Raw genomic sequence first — 20,611 nt, 5'->3', positions numbered from 1 at the left:
GGGCGCACCTGCGCCCTTCTCACATCATGAGTTGCCGGCTGATGATGACTACCGCAGCCTGCATCAACGGCTGGCACCGGCCTGATCGCAAGCTCGGCAGAGGGGCGCACCTGCGCCCTTCTCACATCATGAGTTGCCGGCTGATGATGACTATCGCAGCCTGCATCAACGGCTGGCACCGGCCTGATCGCAAGCACGGCAGAGGGCCGCACCTGCGCCCTTCTCACACCACGAGTTGCTGGCCGATGATTACTACCGCAGTCTGCATCAGCGGCTGGCACCGGTCTGATCGCAAGCACGGCAGAGGGGCGCACCTGCGCCCTTCTCACATCATGAGTTGCCGGCCGATGATGACTACCGCAGCCGGTATCAGCGTGCAATAACCTGTCTGATCCCCGTCACACCCCGTCTCCATGGCTGAAAATGGGGCTGGTCGCAGGCAGCGACTGACCCCTATAATGACCCCCTCACAGTTCAACAAGATACCGACATGAAACGCCTTATCCTGATGATGCCCCTGATCGCCTCCGGTTGCGCCGACTTCTCTTTCAACAGCAACCTGGACAAGGAAAATTTCGACGAGTACTTCAAGCCGGGCGGCGTCCAGATCTATGAGCAGGGTCAGCTGGCTGACCTCAACTACCTCTACCTCGGCACAGTCGAGGGGGAATCCTGCCAGAGCGATGCCAAGCAGCCCATCCCCAACGCAGGTGAAGCCCGCACCCTGGCGCGCCGCCGCGTGGCCGACATGGGTGGCAACGGTGTCACCTTCGACAAGTGCGCCGAGTTCAGCGACACCCCGGGCTGCCTGAAACAGGTGATCTGCTACGGGCAGGCGCTGAAAGTGGCGCAAGAGAAGTAAAGACCCAATGGCACTGGCCATAGTCCGGCTCGGCAGCCCCCGCCTCCCCGATGAGGGGCTGCGCATCGGCACTGTGCGGCGCCCGCCCCGTGGCGTGCCCAAGAGCGAATTTGCCAGTCAGGATTGGTACGACGTCTGGTTCCCCAACCTGGCCCCCAGCAGCGAGACCATGAAGCTGGGCCAGGCTGCCGAGACGCCGGCCCAATGGGCGGCCTTCTGCAAGCAGTACAAGGCCGAGATGGCCAGCCCCTGCGCCCGCCACGATCTGGCGCTGCTGGCCGCCCTCTCCCACACCACCAACCTGTCGGTGGGTTGCTACTGTGAGCAGGCCGAGCGCTGTCATCGCACCCTGCTGAAAGAGCTGCTGATCCAGTGCGGCGCCAGGCTGCGCTAACCCGCACCGCTGGTGAATGAAAGAGGGCGTCCCATAGGACGTCCTCTTTCCTATGCTGGCCATCAAGGCAGGATGGGGGCACTCCGACCCTATTGCAGACTGCCCACCCGCAACACTTGCTGCAGCGCCCGCTCCTGCTCGGCCGTCATCCCGGCCACCAGGGCCTGATCGTTCTTCGCCAGCCACTGGGCCAGATCGGCCACCGTCTCCTCCAGCGGCCGAAAGTTGAGCCCCTGTACTATGGCCGCCTCGGCGCTGATGCGGCCATAGCCGGCATACTCCGGCAACTCGTTGGGCAACAGGGTCGGGTAGCTCTGCCAGGGCTCGACACCGGCCGCCAGCAGCGCGGGCCAGGGCACCCACTCGGGTTGCGGCGTCATGGCGGGCGCGAGTCGGGCTGCTATGCGATCCACCCAGTCCACCAGCGCTATGCCGGGCTTGAGCAGGTTGAAGATGCCCCCCAGCTGCTGCTCGGCGGCGCGCAGCACGAACTCGGCGCAGTCACGTACGTCCAGGTATTGCAATTGATCCTGCCCCTCCCCCGGCAGCAGCCAGGGCCCCCCTTGCTGTATCCGCTTCACCCACCAGGCCAGACGGCCGGTCGGATCATAGGGGCCGCACAACACGCCGGGGCGCAGAATGCAGAGCCGCTCGCCCCAGCGGGCCCGATATTCGGCCTCGCACAACACCTTCAGGGGGCCATAGTCGGTGGGCGTCTCCCCGGCCCCTGTCTCGTGCAGCGGCGCCGACTCATCCATCCCCCGCAGGGCGAAGTCGCGATAGACGCTGATGGTGGAGATGAAGATCAGCCGCTCGCAGCGCCCGAGCAGGGCTGCCGAGAGGCTGGCCGCCTGCTCGGGCCGGTAGCAGCAGGTGTCGATGGCCAGATCCCAGCCGGGCCCTTCCCCGTGCAGGGCGTGCAGATCCTTGTCCCTGTCACCGGTGAGCTGAACCAGATCGCGCCAGTCCGGGTGCTGGCGATGACCCCGATTGAACAGGGTCACCTCGTGGCCCCAATCCAGCGCCAGCGAGGTGAGGTGGCGGCCCAGAAAACCTGTGCCGCCGATGATCAGCAGTTTCATCCATGTCCCTCCTGTCCGGCACTATTGGCTGTCTCGGGTATGACGCGCCTTGCATGCCGGTATTCATAGTGCCCCCACCCTACCCAAGTTGGTGGCGGGGTACAGCCTCCATGGCGCGGGGATGAGACTGTGATCACGGCAAGGCATGAGGAAAAAGGGTCTGGGAAAGGGAGGCAGGGAGCCCGGTCAGGCAAGGGAAGCGAGGCCTGCGTTTTGGCGCCGCCTGTGCTAAATTGCCGGGGTTTTCAGTCAGGATCCGCCATGAAGTTCGAAATCGACACCCTGGGTATCATCCGCTCTCCCTACAAGGAGAAGTTCGCCATCCCCCGCCAGCCCGGTCTGGTCAAGTCGGCCCGTGCCCGCCTCGAGCTGCTGCCCCCTTACGATCAACCGGACGTGCTGCGCGGCATTGAGCAGTTCTCCCACCTCTGGCTCAGCTTCGTGTTTCACCAGACCATGGATCAAGGCTGGCACCCGACGGTGCGTCCGCCGCGCCTGGGCGGCAACGAACGGGTCGGCGTCTTTGCCACCCGCTCCACCTTCCGCCCCAACCCACTCGGTCTGTCGGTGGTCGAACTGCACGGGGTGGGTCGGGAGCGGGGCAAGCTGTGGCTCGAACTCGGCGCGGTCGATCTGCTCGATGGCACCCCCATAGTCGACATCAAGCCCTACATCCCCTATGCCGACAGCCTGCCGGACGCCCGTGGCGGCTTCGCCCCGGATGCCCCCACCCCGCCGCTGGCGGTCAGTTTCAGCCCGGAGGCGGAGCAACAGCTGCAACCCTGGCTCAAGGCCCATCCCGAGCTGCGCCTGCTGGTGAGCGAGGTGCTGGCCCAGGATCCCCGTCCCGCCTACAAGAAGGGCAAGCCGGACGACAAGGAGTACGGGGTACGCCTGTTCGATCTCAACGTGCGCTTTCACATCAACGAACCCGACTGCCTGGTGCTGGCCATAGAACCCGCCTGATCACCAGGCGATGCGAGCAATAAAAAAACCACCCGAAGGTGGTTTTTTTATCACTCCTGATCCCTGTGCTCGGCGGCAATCTGCCTGAAGGCCCCCTCGCAGGCGAGGAAGGCATCGACCATGCCGGGATCGAAATGGCTGCCGCGCCCCTGCACTATGATGGCTTTCGCCTCTTCGTGGGTGAAGGCGGGCTTGTAGACCCGTTTCGAGATGAGGGCATCGTAGACATCCGCCACCGCCATCAAGCGGCCCGAGAGCGGGATCGCCTCCCCCATCAGGCCGGCCGGATAACCGCTGCCATCCCACTTCTCGTGATGGGTGAGGGAGATTTCGCGGGCCAGTCGCAGGAAGGAGTTGGAACCGAGCTGGGCCTCGGCGCTGGCCAGCGCATCGGCCCCAATCTGGGGATGGCGCTTCATGATGGCGAACTCTTCGTCGGTCAGCTTGCCCGGCTTGAGCAGGATCGCATCGGGAATGCCCACCTTGCCCACGTCGTGCAGCGGCGCCGACTTGAACAGCAGGTCTATGGTGGCGTCATCGAGGGGATAACGCTCGGCGTCGTGGCGGCTCAGGTGTTCGGCCAGCACCTTGACGTAGTGCTGGGTGCGGATGATGTGGGCGCCTGTCTCGTTGTCCCGGGTCTCCGCCAGCGAGGCGAGGCCGAGGATGGCCACGTCCCGGGTCAGGTTGAGCTCGTCGCTGCGCGCCTTCAGCTCGCCGATCATCTGGTTGGTGCTGGCGGCGATCAGGCCGAATTCGTCATCCCGGGTCACCGGCACCCGCGCATCCAGATCGCCGCACTGCACCTGTGCCATGGTGCGCGTCTGGTGCATCAGGGAGAGGGTCAGATTGCGGCCATAGCCACGAATGATGAGCCAGAGGTAACAGAAGGTCACCGCCATCACGAAGGCGATTTCCAGCAATATGTAGTGCTGGGCATCGAGCCGCGACAGGCTTCTGTCCACCGTCGCCAGCCACTCCAGATCCTTGTTGAACAGCAGGAAGAAGACGCCCCCCAGCAGTGCGAGCGTGGTGAAGGTAAACAGGGAGAACTTGCGGGAAACCGGCATGGCCAGCGGCCGGGTCAGCACCAGCGAGCCCTGATGCTCCCGCAGTTTGGCCAGGTTCCAGTCCCGCACCAGCGACAGATCCGCCGCCACCAGAAAGCCCAGGGTGCTCATCCCCAACAGGATCTTGAGGTGACTCTCCAGCGGGAAGTCATACATGAGGCCGTTGTAGCCCGAGAGCAGCAGGGCCCCCAGCAGGTAGAAGCCCACCTCCAGCGCGAAGCCACCGAGCCCGCTGCCGGGCAGCACCAGCCGGTGCAACACCCGATCGCGCACGGCGAACATGATGGCGAAGACCAGCAGGGTGGGCCCCAGCAGCTGGGGCAGGGTCAGGCTCTCCAGAAACGGACAGACCTGCAACCCATAGAGGCAAAAGAGCGACAGCGTCACCCCGTAGTGCAGGGCGCAGCGCCCCGTGATTTTCTGCATGATTCCACCCTGACCGCTGTTTATTGTTATGACGGCGGGGATATGCCCCCGCCCCTCACAGGCGCCGCAGCAGCAGGCTCCCTATCGAATAGCCGGCGCCAAACGAGCAGAGCACGCCGCGGGCCCCCGCAGGAAGGTCGCGATTGTACAGATGGAACGCGATAATGGAACCCGCCGAGCTGGTGTTGCCGTAACTGTCGAGGATCACCGGCGCCTCCTGCTGGCTGGCATCGTGACCCAGCAGCTTGCGGCCGATGAACTGGTTCATGGTGAGGTTGGCCTGATGCAGCCAGAGCCGGCTCAGGGTATCCGCCGGCCAGCCCTGCTCGTCGAGCTGGCTGGCTATCTGATCGCACACCAGCGGCAGCACCTCCTTGAACACCTTGCGCCCCTGCTGGCAGAACAGCTTGTCATCGCCATAACGGGTGCGCGGGCTGAGCCGGTTCAGGAAGCCGAAGTTGTTGCGAATGTTGTTGGAGTACTGGGTCACCAGCTTGCTGGCCACCAGTTGCCAGGGATTGGCCACCTTGCAATCGGCCTCCCGCTCCAGCAGCACGGCGGTGCAGGCGTCGCCGAAGATAAAGTGGCTGTCTCTGTCCCTGAAATTGAGGTGGCCGGAGCAGATCTCCGGGTTCACCACCAGCGCCAGTTTGGCGCTGCCGGCCGCCAGCATGTCGGCTGCCGCCTTGATGCCGAAGGTGGCGGAGGAGCAGGCCACATTCATGTCGAACGCCATGCCACCGGCTCCCAGGTAGTGCTGCAGCTCGATGGAGAGCGCCGGATAGGGGCGCGGCATGTTGGAGGCGGCGACTATGACCAGATCGATCTCACCCGGCTCGCGGCCAGCGGCGATCAGCGCCTGCTCGGCGGCGGCCACCGCCATCTCCACCATGATGGAGGGTTTGTCATCCGGGCGCTCTGCCATCAGCGGCTGCATGATGTCCGGATCCAGCACCCCTTCCTTGCTCACCAGATAGCGGCTCTTGATGCCGGAGGCCTTCTCGATGAACTCGCAGCTGGAGTGCTGCTTGGCGGGCAGCTGGCCCGCATCGATGGCGGAGGCATTCTCCTCGTTGTAGAGATCCACATACTGGTTGAAGGCGGCCACCAGCGCTTCGTTGCTGACGGCAAAAGGCGGGGTATAGAGGCCTGATCCACTGATCACGATAGAAGTCATCTTTGCTCCTGGCCGGGTTCGTTCCCGGCTTGTTGGCTTTTTAGGGTAGAGAGGTCATTACAGCTGATCGATCGCCGCGGCGAGACCGGCCAGAGTCAGCGGATGCATGCGCCCGCCAACAAGTTCATTCATCAACTTGATGGAGGGGTGCCAGAGCCACTCCCGGCGCGGGACAGGGTTGAGCCACACCAGTTTGGCATAGTGCTGCTGCAGGCGGGCGAGCCACACCTGACCCGCCTCCTCGTTCCAGTACTCGACACTGCCACCGGGCCAGGTGATCTCATAGGGGCCCATCTTGGCGTCCCCCACCAAGATCACCCTGTAGTCGCTGCCGTAGGTGCGCAGCAGCCGCAAGGTATCAAAACGCTCCTCGGCCCGGCGGTTGTTGTCCTGCCAGACGAAGTCGTAGAGACAGTTGTGAAAATAGAAGTACTCCAGATGCTTGAACTCGTGGCGCAGCGCCGAGAAGAGCCGCTGCACCTCGGCCACGTGGGCATCCATGGAGCCCCCCACATCGAAGAACACCAGCAGCTTGACGCCGTTGTGGCGCTCCGGCCTCAGCTTCACATCGAGCCAGCCCTGACGGGCCGTGCTCTGGATGGTGCCGTCGAGATCCAGCTCGTCCGGGTTGCCCTGGCGCACCCAGCGTCTGAGCTTGCGCAGCGCCAGCTGGATGGCACGCTGCCCCAGCGGCGAGTCGTCGCTGAAGTTGCGATAGTGACGCGCCTCCCACACCTTGGCCGCCTTGCCATGCTGGCCCTCTCCCCCCATGCGGATCCCTTCCGGGTGAAAACCGCCGTGGCCGAACGGGCTGCTGCCCCCCGTACCCACCCACTTGTTGCCACCGGCGTGGCGCTCTTTCTGTTCGCTCAAGCGCTGGTTGAGGGTTTCAAGCAACTTGTCGAGCCCGCCGAGGGAGGTTAGCAATGCCTTCTCCTCGGGGCTCAGCAGTCGCTCGAACTCCTGGCGCAGCCACTCATCCGGCAGGCTCTCGGGCAACAGGGGAGTGGCCTGCAGGCCGTCGTAATATTCGGCAAAGGCGCGATCGAAGCGATCGTAATGGGCCTCGTCTTTCACCAGCAGACAGCGGGAGATCTGGTAGAAGTCGTTCATGTCGACCGTGGCAAGCCCGGCCGACAAGGCCCCGTGCAGATCCAGCAATTCGCGCAGGCTGCAGGGCAGCTTGTGACGGCGCAGGTGGCTGAAAAAGTCGATCAGCATTCAGCTACCGCGTCGGGCCAGGAAGGCGAGTTTTTCGAACAGGTGCAGGTCCTGCTCTGTCTTGAGCAGGGCGCCGTAGAGGGCGGGCACCAGCTTGCCAGGCTCACGGGTGCGCATCGCCTCGGGGGAGATGTCGTCGGCCAGCAGCAGCCGGATCCAGTCCAGCAGCTCGGAGGTGGAGGGCTTCTTGCGCAGCCCGTCCACATCGCGCAACTCGAAGAAGAGCGCCATGGCTTCGTCCAGCAGCGCCGCTTTCAGGTTCGGATAGTGCAGATTGACGATGGCCTGCATCTCGGCCTTGTCGGGGAAACGTATGTAGTGAAAGAAGCAGCGGCGCAGGAAGGCGTCCGGCAGCTCTTTTTCATTGTTGGAGGTGATGATGACCACGGGGCGCTGGCGGGCCTTGATGCGCTCGCCGGTCTCATAGACGTCGAACTCCATCCGATCCAGCTCCAGCAGCAGGTCGTTGGGAAATTCGATGTCCGCCTTGTCGATTTCGTCGATGAGCAGCACGGGCCGCTGCTCGGCGGTGAAGGCCTGCCACAGCTTGCCCTGGCGAATGTAGTGGCTGATATCCCCCACTCGCGGATCGCCGAGCTGGGAGTCCCGCAGCCGCGCCACAGCATCATACTCATACAGCCCCTGCTGGGCCTTGGTGGTGGATTTGATATGCCAGGCGATCAGCTCGGTGCCCAGATGGCGGGCCACCGCTTCGGCCAGCTCCGTCTTGCCTGTGCCGGGTTCACCTTTGATCAGTAACGGTTTTTCCAGCACTATTGCCGCATTGACCGCCATCTTCAGCGCCTCTGAGGCGAGATAGCGATCGCTTCCTGCAAATCCCATAACGTCCATTCCTTTGACGACAAGAGACCTTTTTGAGATCGAGGCCTCAGTAAGAAAGAATAAGCTCTATATCTTGTAATAACATATTGTTATAACAAATCGTCACTTCTCATTCAGAAACCACAGGGTAATCTTGTTTCATCGCCGTAACAAACAGGGATAGCACCATGAGCAAAATTTTTGAGGACAACAGCCAGACCATAGGTCACACCCCGCTGGTTCGACTCAACCGTGTTACCAAGGGCCGCGTACTGGCCAAGATTGAGAGCCGTAACCCGAGCTTCAGCGTCAAGTGCCGCATCGGCGCCAACCTGATCTGGGATGCCGAGAAACGCGGCGTCCTGACCAAGGGCAAGGAGATCATCGAACCCACCAGCGGTAACACAGGTATTGCTCTGGCTTTCGTGGCCGCCGCTCGCGGCTATCCCATCACCTTGACCATGCCCGCCACCATGAGCCTGGAGCGCCGCAAGCTGCTCAAGGCGCTCGGCGCCAATCTGGTGCTGACCGAAGGGCCGCTGGGCATGAAGGGCGCCATCGCCAAGGCCAACGAGATCCTCGAATCCGAGCCGGGCAAATATGTCCTGCTGCAACAGTTTGAAAACCCCGCCAACCCGGAAATCCACGAGAAGACCACGGGCCCCGAGATCTGGGATGCCACCGACGGTCAGGTGGATGTGTTCGTGGCGGGTGTCGGCACGGGTGGCACCATTACCGGTGTCTCCCGCTATCTGAAACAGACCAAGGGCAAGGCCGTGGTCTCGGTGGCCGTCGAGCCGAGCGAGTCACCCGTGATCAGCCAGCGTCTGGCCGGTCTCGAGATCAAGCCGGGCCCTCACAAGATCCAGGGCATTGGCGCCGGTTTCATCCCCGGCAACCTGGACCTGACCCTGCTGGACCGCGTCGAGCAGGTAAGCAGCGATGATGCCATCGAGATGGCCCGTCGCCTGATGGAAGAAGAAGGGATCCTGGCCGGGATCAGCTCCGGCGCCGCCGTCGTGGCCGCCGCCCGTCTGGCCGAGTTGCCGGAGTTTGCCGACAAGACAATCGTCGTCATACTGCCGAGCGCCGCCGAGCGTTACCTCTCCAGCGCCCTGTTTGCCGGGGTGTTCAGCGAGCAGGAACTGCAGCAATAGGTGATCGGATTCTTCCAAAACAACGGCGCTCCCAGGAGCGCCGTTTCTTTATGAGCTAGACTGAGCACTTGGCAGCGCCACTCGGCCCCTTATTTTTTGGGGTAAAATAACAAGCTGGCGGGCGACAAAAAAAGCAGACATTCCGTGATAAATCTCATATCCTGTGCGGCGTCACGAGGTGTTTGCCGACTAGGTATCACAAAGTAACAAAGTGTTATTTTTCGTTATAAAATAATTTCAAGCCAGTATTTATGCGGCTTGTAGCGCGATAACGGAAAAGAGTTTGGGCAGACACCGAATACTGCACAGAAAATTGACCTGGATTAAACCATTGCAGGTCTGATTTCGTTACTTTACAACATATCCATACTGACACGGTGAGATAAGGAAGCGTCAAAAGCATCCATCTCTCCAAAAAATATCAATAATATGGGGTGAAACCATGTACGAGAAGTCTGTTGTTATCACTGCTGAAAACGGTCTGCACACCCGTCCGGCAGCTCAGTTCGTGAAAGAAGCCAAAGAATTCCAAAGCGAGATCACTGTGGTCTCCGGTGGCAAATCCGCCAGCGCCAAGAGCCTGTTCAAGCTGCAGACCCTGGGCCTGACCAAAGGCACCAACGTGACCATCCAGGCCGACGGCCCGGACGCTCAGAAAGCCGTTGAGAAGCTGGTTGCCCTGATGGACGAGCTGGAGTAATCCAGCTTTACTCCTCCCCCACAGTCGTTTTAATAGGAAGGATTATGATATCTGGCATTCTTGCGTCCCCCGGTATCGCATTCGGTAAGGCGCTTCTTCTGAAAGAAGATGAAATCGTTATCAATCAGGGCAAGATTTCTGCTGACCAGATTGACGCCGAGATCAACCGCTTCCTCGAAGCCCGCACCAAGTCAGCTGCCCAGCTGGAAGCCATCAAAGCCATGGCTGGTCGCACCTTCGGTGAGGAAAAAGAGGCCATCTTCGAAGGCCACATCATGCTGCTCGAAGATGAGGAGCTGGAAGGGGATATCAGATCCTTCATCAAAGACAACAAGGCCACCGCTGATAAGGCCGTCTACGAGGTCATCGAGCAATACGCCAAGATGATGGCCGATCTGGACGATCCCTACCTGCGCGAGCGCGCCACCGACTTCCGTGACATCGGAACCCGTCTGGTGAAGAACGTGCTGGGCATCGCCGTTGTCAACCTGAGCACCATAGACGAAGAGGTCATCCTGGTCGCCAAAGACCTGACCCCGTCCGAAACTGCCCAGATCAACCTGAAATATGTGCTGGGTTTCGTTACCGACATCGGTGGCCGTACCTCTCACACCTCCATCATGGCGCGCTCCCTGGAGCTGCCGGCCATAGTGGGCACCAACGACATCACCGAGCGCGTCAACAATGGCGAGATGCTGATACTGGATGCGATCAACAACCAGATCATCATCAACCCGACCGCCGAGCAGCTGACTGAAGCCAAACAGTTCCAGGCCCAGTTCCAGGCCGAGAAGGACGAGCTGGCCAAGCTGAAAGACCTGCCTGCCATCACCCTCGATGGTCATCAGGTCGAAGTCTGCGCCAACATAGGTACCGTCAAGGATACCGAAGGTGCCATCCGCAATGGCGCCGAAGGCGTGGGTCTGTACCGCACCGAGTTCCTGTTCATGGACCGTGATGCGCTGCCGACCGAAGACGAGCAGTTCAAGGCCTACAAAGAAGTGGCAGAGGCCATGCCGGATCAGCCGATCATAGTCCGTACTATGGACATTGGCGGCGACAAAGAACTGCCTTACATGAATTTCCCGAAAGAGATGAACCCCTTCCTGGGCTGGCGTGCCGTGCGTATTTTCTTCGATCGCGAAGACATCATGCATGCCCAGCTGCGGGCCATACTGCGTGCGTCTGCCTTCGGCAAACTGCGCATCATGTTCCCGATGATCATCTCCGTCGAAGAGTTCCGTAGCCTGAAGGCCACCGTAGAGAAGCTGAAAGCCGAACTGCGCACCGAAGGCAAAGCCTTTGATGAATCCATCGAAGTGGGTATCATGATCGAGACTCCGGCTGCTGCCGTGATGGCTCATCATCTGGCTAAAGAAGTGGATTTCTTCAGTATCGGTACCAACGACCTGACCCAGTACACCCTGGCCGTCGACCGTGGTAACGAGATGATCTCCGCCATGTACAACCCGCTGTCACCCTCCGTCCTGACGCTGATCAAGATGGTTATCGACGCTTCCCATGACAATGGCAAGTGGACCGGTATGTGTGGTGAGCTGGCTGGTGACGAACGCGCCACACTGCTGCTGCTGGGTATGGGTCTGGATGAGTTCTCCATGAGCGCCATCTCTGTACCGCGTATCAAGAAGCTTATCCGCAACACCAACTTCGAAGATGTGAAGGCAATGGCTGACCAGGCTCTGAGCTATGCAACCGCCGCCGAGATCGAAGCCTGTGTAGATAACTTTATTAAGCAGAAGGCAGTCTGCTAAGATCGGCTGCAAACAGCGACAATCATCTCTAGGAGCTTTTACTATGGGTCTGTTTGATAAACTGAAGAAACTGGTTTCCGACGATAGCTCTGATACCGGCGGCATCGAAATTTTTGCCCCGCTGTCAGGGGAAATCGTGCCGATCGAAGATGTACCTGACGTTGTCTTCGCCGAGAAGATCGTCGGCGACGGTATCGCCATCAAGCCGGCTGGCAACAAGATGGTTGCACCGTGCGATGGCACCATCGGCAAGATCTTCGAGACCAACCATGCGTTCTCGCTGGAATCCGACTCAGGTATCGAGCTGTTCGTTCACTTCGGTATCGACACCGTTGAACTGAAAGGTGAAGGCTTCAAGCGCATCGCTCAGGAAGGTCAGAAGGTCAAGCGCGGTGATACCATCATCGAGTTCGATCTGGCCATCCTGGAAGCGAAAGCCAAGTCTACCCTGACGCCTGTGGTCATCTCCAACATGGACGAGATCAAAGAGCTGATCAAGATGACTGGCGCCGTGACCGTGGGCGAGACCCCGGTGATCCGCATCAAGAAATAATGCGCTCTGGCTGGTGCCAGTGACTGCAACAAAAAACCGAAGCCAAGCGCTTCGGTTTTTTTATGGGCCGTGCTGACCATTAACGCCGGGCTAGGTCTTGCCAAATACCACCCGATTGCGCCCCTGCGCCTTGGCCTGATACAGGGCCCGATCGGCCACCAGCAACAGGTTGTCCAGGCTCTGCCCGGCAGCCAGGGTGGCGCAGCCAAAACTCATCGTCAGCGAGAAATGGTGATGGTGCCAACTCATGGGGCTGGCAGACAACAGCTGACGCAGCTGCTCCGCCCTGGCAAGCACCTGCGTGGTGTCCGCTCCCGGCAGGATCAGCAGGAACTCCTCCCCTCCCCAGCGGGCCAGACACTCGGCCCCCTGCAGCTGCTCTTCCATGATGCGGGCAACGCCACACAGGGCAGCATCCCCGGCGGGATGGCCATACCTGTCGTTGACCTGCTTGAAGTGATCGATATCGCACAGGATCACCGAGAACATGTGGCCCTGCAGCCAGAGCGCCTGCAACTGCTGCTCGGCACCGCGCCGGTTGCCGAGCTCTGTCAGCGGGTCGGTACAGGAGAGACGACTCACCTCCTCTATCATGCAATGCAGATCGTGAATGTCGCGAAACGTCACTATGTGCCAACCGGGCATGGCATCGGCAGTAAGCTGAGCCGTGATGGTAAACCAGCGCCGCTGGCCACTCTTGCAGTAGATTTGGATGGCCATCTCAGCCACGGACGAGCCATTGGCCAGACTGGTCATGACAGCCTGATTCCAGTCCTGGATGGCCTGGGTTCTGCTCTGCTCGTCGTGATACACAGTCGCAAACCAGGCGGTCATGTCGGGCAGATCGGCCAGGGTGTAACCCAGTTGCGCCGAGAAGGCCTGGTTCACAAACCTGTGATGACGCACGGGGATGTCCGACAGCGTGGTCGGTATGGTGCCAAGGGTGTCACCACAAATCGCTTCCGAAATGAGGATTGGAAACGGGATCACGTCAAAGGATCGAAACAGGATCTGCTGCAATTTGGTCAATATCGCCGACTCGGATATGTTCAAGGCCATTCCCTTACCAATATTTCACTCAAAAGTAAGTGAGTCTGCCGACTCGGTAAACTGGATCATGGCGTCGTTCGGACCGCCTTGGTCGCAGCGCTTTCTCCCGGCTGCCACTCCTGATAGGGACCATGGATGCCGGAGTAGATCTGGCCCAGCTGGCCGGTGGCCCTGAGCCTTTCGATGGACTGCGTCAGGAAGCGGACCACCGCGTCGCCTCTCTCCCCCTTGGGGATGATGAACACATCGTCAAACTCGCCAAAATAGACTCGATGGATATTGGTCAGCCCCATCTTCTTGAGTGCAAAATCCGCCTCCTCCTGCGCCCAGAGGAAGGCATCGATACGGCCCCTGCTCAGCTTGCCGAGGGACTGCTCGATAGAGAGGGAACGCTTGACCGAGAAGGGCCAGAAGTCGCTCACTCCCTCGATGAGCAGATCGCGCTTGGTGTACTCGTAACCGAGCACCATGGCTGGAGTGATGGGAGCGGCGCTGTTGCTGTAGAGCACATGGGTCACCTTGCCGAAGGTCACCGAACTGAAGCGATAGGGCAACATGGACTCGTCGATATAGGGATTGCGCAGGGCGGGCAGATTGAAGTCCGCCTCCCCCACCACCACACTGCGCGTCGCACGCGACATGGGGTAGACCATCACGCTCACCTCGACCCCGTCATCCAGCGCGGCTATGGCCTTGACCAGATTGACGAAGGGGCCGCTCCCATCGGAATCTATGAGCCCAGGCAAGAGCCCCAAATAGGCGGAAAAGTGCGATGGATGCTCAGGCTCTGCCGCAGAGAGGCGATCGCTGCCACTGCCCGCCACGCCAAGCAGAATTGCGCCCAGCATGAGCAGCAGCACAGCGCCCAACCCAAGATGTTTCATGACCAGATCCTCATCAGCACTGCCGTTACCAGAAGCATAGCCCTGCGCAGAGAGGAGCCTCGCCGGGCACCGCCTGAGAGATGAGAATAAAATGTTAAAAAGTTATCGAGATCAAAGTTTGGTCGAACAGGACTTGTAACATGGAGATGGATGCAAGGAGGTCCGGGCACAGGAAGCAGCCCGGATGGATAAAAAGTGATGCAATGAGTGCCCAGAGAAGGACATGAACATGTTGAAGAATACCGAACAACGTTACGGCAGCCTGAGTATCGGCCTGCACTGGCTGACCCTGCTGCTGATGATCGCCGTCTACGCCCTGATGGAATTCAGGGACATCTTTCCCAAGGGCTCGGCCGGGCGCGACCTGATGAAGGAGTTTCACTTCATGGCGGGCTTGCTGATCCTGGCACTGGTCGTGGCGCGGTTGCTGGTGCGTTTCAGCAGCCCTTCACCCCGCATAGTGCCCGAACAGTCTCCCCTGATGCTCAAGCTGGCTCAGCTCGCCCATCTGGCACTGTATGGTTTTCTGATCCTCACCCCGCTGCTGGGCTGGTTGCTGCTGAGCGCAGGCGGCAAGCCCATCCCCTTCTTCGGGTTCGAACTGCCCGCCCTGATTGCGCCGGATGATGGCGTGAAGGGCACGATAAAGGAGCTGCACGAGACGCTGGCCAACATAGGCTATGCCCTGATCGCCCTGCACGCAGTTGCCGCCATCTATCACCACCATGTGCTCAAAGACAACACACTGACCAATATGTTGCCCGAGCGGAAATAAGCACATGTCTTGAACACGCCAACAAAAAGGCCCCTTTGACAGGGGCCTTTTGCCATGGCTGAAACATCACCATCAGGGCAACACCACCCGGCTCTCGCCACCGCCGAGGGCCTCGACCCGGATCTGCACGCCGATCCGCTCCACCAGGGTCTGCACGTGGGAGATGACGCCTATCTGGCGGCCGGCCGCCTGCAGCGAGTCCAGGCTGGAGAGCGCGAGATCCAGGCTGTCCGGATCCAGGGTGCCGAAGCCCTCGTCGATAAACAGCGACTCGACCTGGGTCTGGCGCGACGAGAGGCTGGAGAGGGCCAGCGCCAGCGCCAGCGACACCAGGAAGCTCTCGCCACCGGAGAGGGAGTCCACGGATCGCACCTCGTCCCCCATGTCGAGATCCACCACCTGCAGCGCCAGATCCGTGCCGGGTACCCGCTCCAGCCGGTAGCGTGGCGACAGCTCGCCGAGCTGGGCATTGGCCTCCAACAATAGACGTTCGAGCGTGAGGCTCTGGGCGAAGGTACGCAGCTTGGCGCCGCTGGCGGAACCGACAAGCTCGGACAGCTGCTGCCAGTGATCCGCCACCGCCTGCTGGCGGCTCAACTCCTCTTGCAGGGAGCCCGCCTTGAGGGCAGCCGCCTCGGCCTGGGCCAGGGTGCTCTTGCACTGGAACAGTTGCTCTTCCAGCTCGCGGCAATGGGCCTCGCTGGCCCCCAGGCGCAGGCCAAGATCCTGTGCAGAGAGGGCGGTCAGCTCGCCGTGATGCTCGCGATAACGCGCCAGCTTGACCTCCTCCAACGCCAGCGCCCGCTGGCGTTCGGCCAGCCGGGTACGGGCCTCGGCCAGGGCGTCGTCCAGCTGCTGCAAGGCGACACGGCGAGCCTTGAGCTCATCCGGCCCCATGGCCAGCAGCCGCCGCAGATCATACTCGGCGATGCCCAGGGTGCTGGCGTGCGCCGCCCAGCGTCCCAGCACCTCGCGCCGGCGACGGCTGCTCACCTGCTTGTCCTGCTCAAGGTGAGTCAGCCTGGCCTTGAGCTCGGTCTGTTTCTCCCGGGCAATCCGCAAGGCGGCCACCGCCTCCTCGAGCTGGCTCGCAGCATGCGACAACCGTTGTTGCCATTCGCCTTCGATCTCGGCGACAGGGCGGCCTCCGAGGCAAGCCTCGCGGCTGGCGAGCAAGCCCTGGCGCTGCAACTCGGCCTCCTTGTAGTCGCGCTCCAGCTTGTGCAGCAACGCGTTCTGGCTCTGCACCCGCGCCTCCTGCGCGCTCACGCCCGGCGTCAGGCTGGCGAGTTCACTGCCAAGCTGCTCCCACTCGCGCTGCCCCTGCAGATAGGCCTCGCAGGTCTGCTGCCATTCGAGCCACTGCCGGCTGCCGAGCCACTGGCGCCAGGGTTCGGCCCCCATCTGTTCATCGAGTCGAGCCTCCCCCTGCACCAGACGCTGGCGCAGCGCGGCCTCCTGCTCGGCCAGCGCCTTGAGCTCGGCCTCCCACTCTATCTTCTGCCGCTCGGCCTCCTGCCACTGCTGTTCGAACTGCTGATGACGGGCAGTCAACTGGGTCAGCTGATTGCGCAGCCCCATCAACAGCTGTTGCCCCTGCTGGGCCTGCTGCAGTTGGCGCTGGCCGGCCACCAGACCCAGCTCCAGGGTCTCTCCCTGTGCCAAGAGATGCGCCAGCAGATCCGCCCACTCCGCCGGACTCTGACGCAAGGGCAGTTCGTGCCCCAGCAGGGTATTGCCGCCCAGTTGCAACCAGCGCTGGGTCAGCTGTTCGGATCTCGCCTCAAGCTCAGGCTGGCGCTGCTGACGGGCAGCCAGCTGACGGGCCAGTTCAACCCGCTCGCTCTCCCCCTGAATATGTTGATGATTGAGCCGCTCCCACTCCAGCTCCAGCTGACGGGCACGCTCGGCCAGTTGCGCCAGTATGCCGGCCACCTGCGGCTGGCTCTGGCTATAGGGGTGCTCCTCGGCGCCGCAGAGCGGGCAGGGAGAGCCATCGCTGAGCACGTGACGGTACTGCTCCAAGCTGGCCACGGCGCGAGCCTGCTCCAGGGCATGGCGCGCCTCGCCACGCTGGGTGGCGAGGCGTTCCAGCGCCGGCACCAGCTCATCGCGCTGACCGGCCAGGCGGTGCAGATGTTGCTCGAGCAGCGCCATCTCTTGCAGCAAGCGCTCCTGTTGCTCGCTGTGATTGCGGCCCGCCTCCGCCAGCTCCAGCAGTTGCCGCACCCGCGCCAGCTGCTCGGTCTGGGCCTGCCGCTGCTCCTGCGCCTTGGCGACCTGGCCGTCCCACTCCTGCGCCTGCAACTGATCGTGCTGCTGCTGCAGCCGTGTGCGCTCCTGCAGCCAGTAGTCTCGCTCCTGCTGACCCTGCTCCAGCCGGCTGTTGAGATCCCGCAGGGCATGGCCCTTGTGCTCACGACTCTGCAGCAGATGTTGCAGCTGATCCCGACCCTCGGCCCAATCCTGCATGGCCGCCAGCAAGGGTTGCCACTGGCGCGCCAGGGGGGCCAGCGCCTTGCGCTCATCCAGCCAGAGTGCCCATTGCTGGCGGCGTGTCTCGAGTGCCTGCACCCGGCCCGCCTGCTGTTGCCACTCCTGCTGCAGCGCCAGTTGCAGGGTGCGCGCCTGCGCCCCCTGCTGCTGGACGTCCTGCAACTGGCTGCCCTTCTCCCTGATGCGGGTATCCAGCTCCTGCGCCCGCTTGAGCTCGGGTTGCAGCGCCCCCCATTCACGCTCGGCGGCTATCTTGTCGGCCAGCAGTTGCTGCTCGCGCAGCGCGGCCTGCTGCTGCGCCAGTTCAACCTGTGCCAATTCGGGCCCCAACTGGCCGATTAGCTGTTCCTGCTGCTGCACCTCCAGGGTGAGACGCGCCAGCTCGTCGTGATCGGCGCGGGCCACCTGGGCCTGCTCGGCGCGGGCAAACTCCTCCCGCTCGGGCGCAGCCTGGGCGTGAGCCGCTTCGGCGGCGGCCAGCAACCCCTGCCCCTCCTGACAGGCCAGCAACTGGGCGGCGATGCGATCGTTGAGATCGCGCAAGTCCTGCAACAGCTGGCGCTGCTGCTGCTCGTGCTTGAGGCCGGTAGAGAGGCTCAACTGTTGGGTGACCCACTGCTCGCGGGTCGCCTCGTCCATCAGCGCCACGTCGCCGAGCCGTTGCCCTATGGCGGCCAACTTTTGCTGCTCCTCCCGCGCCCGCTCATGGGTCTGGATGGAGATGGCGGAATAGAGCTCGGTGCCCGTCATGCGCTCGAGCAGGGCGGATCGCTCGTCGGCACTCGATTTGAGAAAGGCGGCAAACTCCCCCTGGGGCAGGATCACGGCGCGGCGGAACTGCTCCCAGGAGAGCCCCACCAGCTCGTCGATGCGATCCTGCAGCTCCCGCTTGCTGCCGGAGAAGACCTGGCCCGACGCCACGTCAGTCAGGCTGCGCTCCTGAGCCTGAAAGCGCCCCTCGGAGCGGTTGCGGGCCCGCCGCACCGCCCAGCGCGCCAGCCAGATGCGACCGTCACAGCCGCGAAACTGCACCTCGGCACAGCCGCTGGCGTGGCCACGGCTGAGGATGTTTTTCACATCATTGGCGGTTAACTTTTCTTTTTCGTCTTCATCCGCTCGGCCAATTTTCTCAACATTCTTGCGGTTGGCGATAAAGCGCGGCATCTCGTCGTACAGCGCCAGACAGATGGCATCGAGCAAGGTGCTCTTGCCGGCGCCCGTGTTGCCCGTGATGGCAAACAGACCGGCGGCGCCGAGCGCCCCCTTGGTAAAGTCGATGGTGAAGGCCCCGGTCAGACTGGCCAGGTTCTCACCGCTGAGGGACAGGATCTTCATGCGCCGGACTCCTTCACCTGTTGCAATATCTCTTCAAACGAGGCCACCAGTTCGGCCCCGGGTTCACCGTCAAACTGGCGCTGATAGCAGAGCCGGAACACCTCCGTGGGGGAGAGCTCATCCAGCCTGCGCTGGTTCTGGCCATCGGCCAGCCCCTGCCCGGATCCCAGATAACGGGTGCTGATGCGGGCCAGGCGCACCGGCTTGCCGGCCATGGCCGCCAGAATGCGCTCGCGGATGCGGGCCTCAGGTCTGGGCAACAATAGTCGTACTTCGAGGAAGGGCTGTGCTTCTTGTTGGCAAGCGGGTAGCGCCAGCGCCTCGATGGCCTTGAGCGCCCCTTCCAGTTCGCTCTCTGGCAGCCGGATCATCTCCACCGCGCGGGGCACAGGGAGCCGCTCCAGCCCCACCAATTGGCCCCCCTCAAATGTCACTTCCAGCACCTGATGGTTGTAGTTGGCCTCGGCGAGCGAGAGCGGCAACGGCGAGCCGCTGTAGTGCACGCCGGGGGCCGGGCTCTGGGCCAGATGCAGGTGCCCGAGCGCCGTATAGTCGGCGGCGGCGAAGATGTCGGCCGGCAGGGCATGCTGGTTGCCGCCAAGCACCCGCCGCTCGGAGAGCTCGGAGAGCTGGCCCGCCGCCAGATAGGCGTGACCCATGGCGATCAGCGCCTGATCGGGCTCGCAGCGCGCCCGCCCGGCACTCAGCACCTCTTCATAGACCTGACGAACCCCCTCGATCAGCCGATCCTGCCCCTCTTCAAGCTGCTCGACCCTCAGGTCGCTGCTGCGCAGGAAGGGAACGGCGGCGCACCAAGCGGCTATCTTGCCCTCCTTGTCTTGCAGCGGCACCAGCAGGCGATCTGTCTCAAGCCTGCCATCACTGTCCCGGCTGATGCTGCCCACCAGATGCAGGTCGAAGGCCCGCAGCAGCTCGTGGGGCGCATCCAGCTTGGAGGGAGAATCGTGATTGCCGCCGATCAGCACCATGTTGAGGCGGGGCATCTCGGCCCGCAGCCTCGCCAGGAAGCGATAGAGCTGCTGCCAGGCGCTGGCGGGAGGGTTGGCGGTGTCGAACAGATCGCCCGCCACCAGCAGGGCGTCGATCTGCCGCTGCTTGATGGTATCGGTCAACCAGTCGAGAAAGGCGTCGTGTTCGAAACGGCGTTCATGGCCATGGAGTTGATGGCCAAGGTGCCAGTCGGCTGTGTGCAGGATCTTCATGAGAAAACGGCTCGAAATGGAGGAGCGGTGCCCACGGCACCCAATGCAGACAAGATGAGGATACGCCACCCTTTTTTCAAGCAAAACAGGCCGGTGGCGTCAGATTCAGGCGGGCTCGCAACACATCTTGTACTGAGGATGGCCGGTGAGGGGATCGAACTCCTCCCCCTCGATCACAAAGCCGTGGCGGCGGTAGAAGCGCACCGCCTGATCGTTTTCCACGAACACCCGCGCATGCAGCCTGGCCCCCTGCGACTTGGCCTCCTGCAGCAGGGCATGGCCCACGCCGCGTCCCTGCCGGTCGGGGCGCACGAACAGGGCGGCGAGGTAGTCATCCACCAGCGCCATGAAGCCGAGCAGCTCGCCGCGCTCCTCGAATACCCAGATGCGGGCGTGGTCGAGATAGCGGGTGCGCAGATCTTCCTGGGCCTGCCACCAGCAGGAGGCATCGACGAAATCGTGGGCCTGCAGGGAGGCCAGCAACCAGATTTCGACGATCTCTTCCATGTCCTCTGACCGACTCGGCCTCAACATATCTGCATCCTTGTTAACAACTTGAACACCCGCAGTCTAGGGGAGTTTGATGACAGGGTTGGGGGCGAACATGGCTCCCTGTGAACTCGATCGCCCTTTATTTAGCGAGAAT

Annotated in this window: 18 protein-coding genes; 8 read left to right on the top strand and 10 right to left on the bottom strand. The window is 62.1% G+C overall.

Annotated elements, in window-relative coordinates:
• Nucleotides 1–490 precede the first annotated feature (490 nt).
• Both rcsF and IU367_RS06340 read left to right on the top strand, forming a co-directional pair.
• Nucleotides 491–862, top strand: a complete 372-nt coding sequence (gene rcsF, locus IU367_RS06345) for an Rcs stress response system protein RcsF (RefSeq protein WP_042871028.1) — start codon at nt 491–493, stop codon at nt 860–862.
• 7 nt (nt 863–869) lie between these two features.
• Entirely contained in the window at nt 870–1,256 is a 387-nt protein-coding gene (locus IU367_RS06340; protein WP_043137973.1) for a DUF488 domain-containing protein, read from the top strand.
• A gap of 89 nt (nt 1,257–1,345) precedes the next feature.
• Here the strand turns inward: IU367_RS06340 and IU367_RS06335 are convergent, their stop codons facing one another.
• On the bottom strand, nt 1,346–2,338 hold the full coding sequence (locus IU367_RS06335; protein ID WP_274453736.1) for an NAD-dependent epimerase/dehydratase family protein: 993 nt from the start codon (nt 2,336–2,338) through the stop codon (nt 1,346–1,348).
• Nucleotides 2,339–2,599: 261 nt separating this feature from the next.
• Between IU367_RS06335 and tsaA the strand changes: the two genes are divergently transcribed.
• The gene (gene tsaA / locus IU367_RS06330; protein ID WP_274453735.1) at nt 2,600–3,304 is read left to right on the top strand and encodes a tRNA (N6-threonylcarbamoyladenosine(37)-N6)-methyltransferase TrmO; all 705 of its coding nucleotides are present in this window, start codon (nt 2,600–2,602) and stop codon (nt 3,302–3,304) included.
• Nucleotides 3,305–3,354: 50 nt separating this feature from the next.
• Here tsaA and IU367_RS06325 read toward each other — a convergent pair whose 3' ends face one another.
• Genes IU367_RS06325 through IU367_RS06310 form a run of 4 tightly spaced genes read right to left on the bottom strand, consistent with a single transcriptional unit; the run spans nt 3,355 to nt 8,041 of the window.
• Nucleotides 3,355–4,800, bottom strand: a complete 1,446-nt coding sequence (locus tag IU367_RS06325; protein ID WP_274453734.1) for an HD domain-containing phosphohydrolase — start codon at nt 4,798–4,800, stop codon at nt 3,355–3,357.
• Nucleotides 4,801–4,855: 55 nt separating this feature from the next.
• The gene (locus tag IU367_RS06320) at nt 4,856–5,977 is read right to left on the bottom strand and encodes a beta-ketoacyl-ACP synthase III (RefSeq protein WP_098983201.1); all 1,122 of its coding nucleotides are present in this window, start codon (nt 5,975–5,977) and stop codon (nt 4,856–4,858) included.
• Nucleotides 5,978–6,034: 57 nt separating this feature from the next.
• The gene (locus IU367_RS06315; RefSeq protein WP_274453733.1) at nt 6,035–7,198 is read right to left on the bottom strand and encodes a vWA domain-containing protein; all 1,164 of its coding nucleotides are present in this window, start codon (nt 7,196–7,198) and stop codon (nt 6,035–6,037) included.
• A complete protein-coding gene (locus tag IU367_RS06310; RefSeq protein WP_274453731.1) occupies nt 7,199–8,041 on the bottom strand; it encodes an AAA family ATPase in 843 nt (280 codons plus the stop codon).
• Nucleotides 8,042–8,208: 167 nt separating this feature from the next.
• Between IU367_RS06310 and cysK the strand changes: the two genes are divergently transcribed.
• From cysK to crr, 4 genes are all read left to right on the top strand, one after another.
• On the top strand, nt 8,209–9,177 hold the full coding sequence (gene cysK / locus IU367_RS06305) for a cysteine synthase A (protein ID WP_042871008.1): 969 nt from the start codon (nt 8,209–8,211) through the stop codon (nt 9,175–9,177).
• Nucleotides 9,178–9,619: 442 nt separating this feature from the next.
• On the top strand, nt 9,620–9,877 hold the full coding sequence (locus IU367_RS06300; RefSeq protein ID WP_005303128.1) for an HPr family phosphocarrier protein: 258 nt from the start codon (nt 9,620–9,622) through the stop codon (nt 9,875–9,877).
• Nucleotides 9,878–9,921: 44 nt separating this feature from the next.
• A complete protein-coding gene (ptsI, locus tag IU367_RS06295; RefSeq protein ID WP_274453730.1) occupies nt 9,922–11,649 on the top strand; it encodes a phosphoenolpyruvate-protein phosphotransferase PtsI in 1,728 nt (575 codons plus the stop codon).
• Between the two features lie 43 nt (nt 11,650–11,692).
• Nucleotides 11,693–12,202, top strand: a complete 510-nt coding sequence (gene crr, locus IU367_RS06290) for a PTS glucose transporter subunit IIA (protein ID WP_042871003.1) — start codon at nt 11,693–11,695, stop codon at nt 12,200–12,202.
• Between the two features lie 90 nt (nt 12,203–12,292).
• On the opposite strand, the gene IU367_RS06285 is transcribed toward crr, so the two are convergent.
• Together IU367_RS06285 and IU367_RS06280 are read right to left on the bottom strand one after the other, a co-directional pair.
• On the bottom strand, nt 12,293–13,261 hold the full coding sequence (locus tag IU367_RS06285; protein WP_420796494.1) for a sensor domain-containing diguanylate cyclase: 969 nt from the start codon (nt 13,259–13,261) through the stop codon (nt 12,293–12,295).
• 56 nt (nt 13,262–13,317) lie between these two features.
• A complete protein-coding gene (locus IU367_RS06280; RefSeq protein ID WP_274453728.1) occupies nt 13,318–14,136 on the bottom strand; it encodes a type 2 periplasmic-binding domain-containing protein in 819 nt (272 codons plus the stop codon).
• A 229-nt stretch (nt 14,137–14,365) separates the two neighbouring features.
• Here IU367_RS06280 and IU367_RS06275 point away from each other — a divergent pair, with 229 nt between their 5' ends.
• Entirely contained in the window at nt 14,366–14,911 is a 546-nt protein-coding gene (locus tag IU367_RS06275) for a cytochrome b (RefSeq protein WP_043138013.1), read from the top strand.
• A gap of 72 nt (nt 14,912–14,983) precedes the next feature.
• On the opposite strand, the gene IU367_RS06270 is transcribed toward IU367_RS06275, so the two are convergent.
• From IU367_RS06270 to IU367_RS06260, 3 genes are all read right to left on the bottom strand, one after another.
• Nucleotides 14,984–18,742, bottom strand: a complete 3,759-nt coding sequence (locus tag IU367_RS06270) for an AAA family ATPase (RefSeq protein ID WP_274453727.1) — start codon at nt 18,740–18,742, stop codon at nt 14,984–14,986.
• A complete protein-coding gene (locus tag IU367_RS06265) occupies nt 18,739–19,965 on the bottom strand; it encodes an exonuclease SbcCD subunit D C-terminal domain-containing protein (protein WP_098983184.1) in 1,227 nt (408 codons plus the stop codon). The genes IU367_RS06270 and IU367_RS06265 overlap by 4 nt, the downstream gene beginning before the upstream one ends.
• A 105-nt stretch (nt 19,966–20,070) precedes the next feature.
• Nucleotides 20,071–20,499: a GNAT family N-acetyltransferase gene (locus IU367_RS06260; RefSeq protein WP_043556397.1), complete on the bottom strand. Its 429-nt coding sequence runs from the start codon at nt 20,497–20,499 to the stop codon at nt 20,071–20,073.
• Nucleotides 20,500–20,611 lie beyond the last annotated feature (112 nt).

Origin of the sequence: Aeromonas bestiarum (assembly GCF_028751155.1) — a bacterium.
Classification (GTDB): Bacteria; Pseudomonadota; Gammaproteobacteria; order Enterobacterales; family Aeromonadaceae; genus Aeromonas; species Aeromonas bestiarum.
Note: the sequence above shows the minus strand (reverse complement) of the source record. Positions and strands in the feature narration are given on the sequence as shown.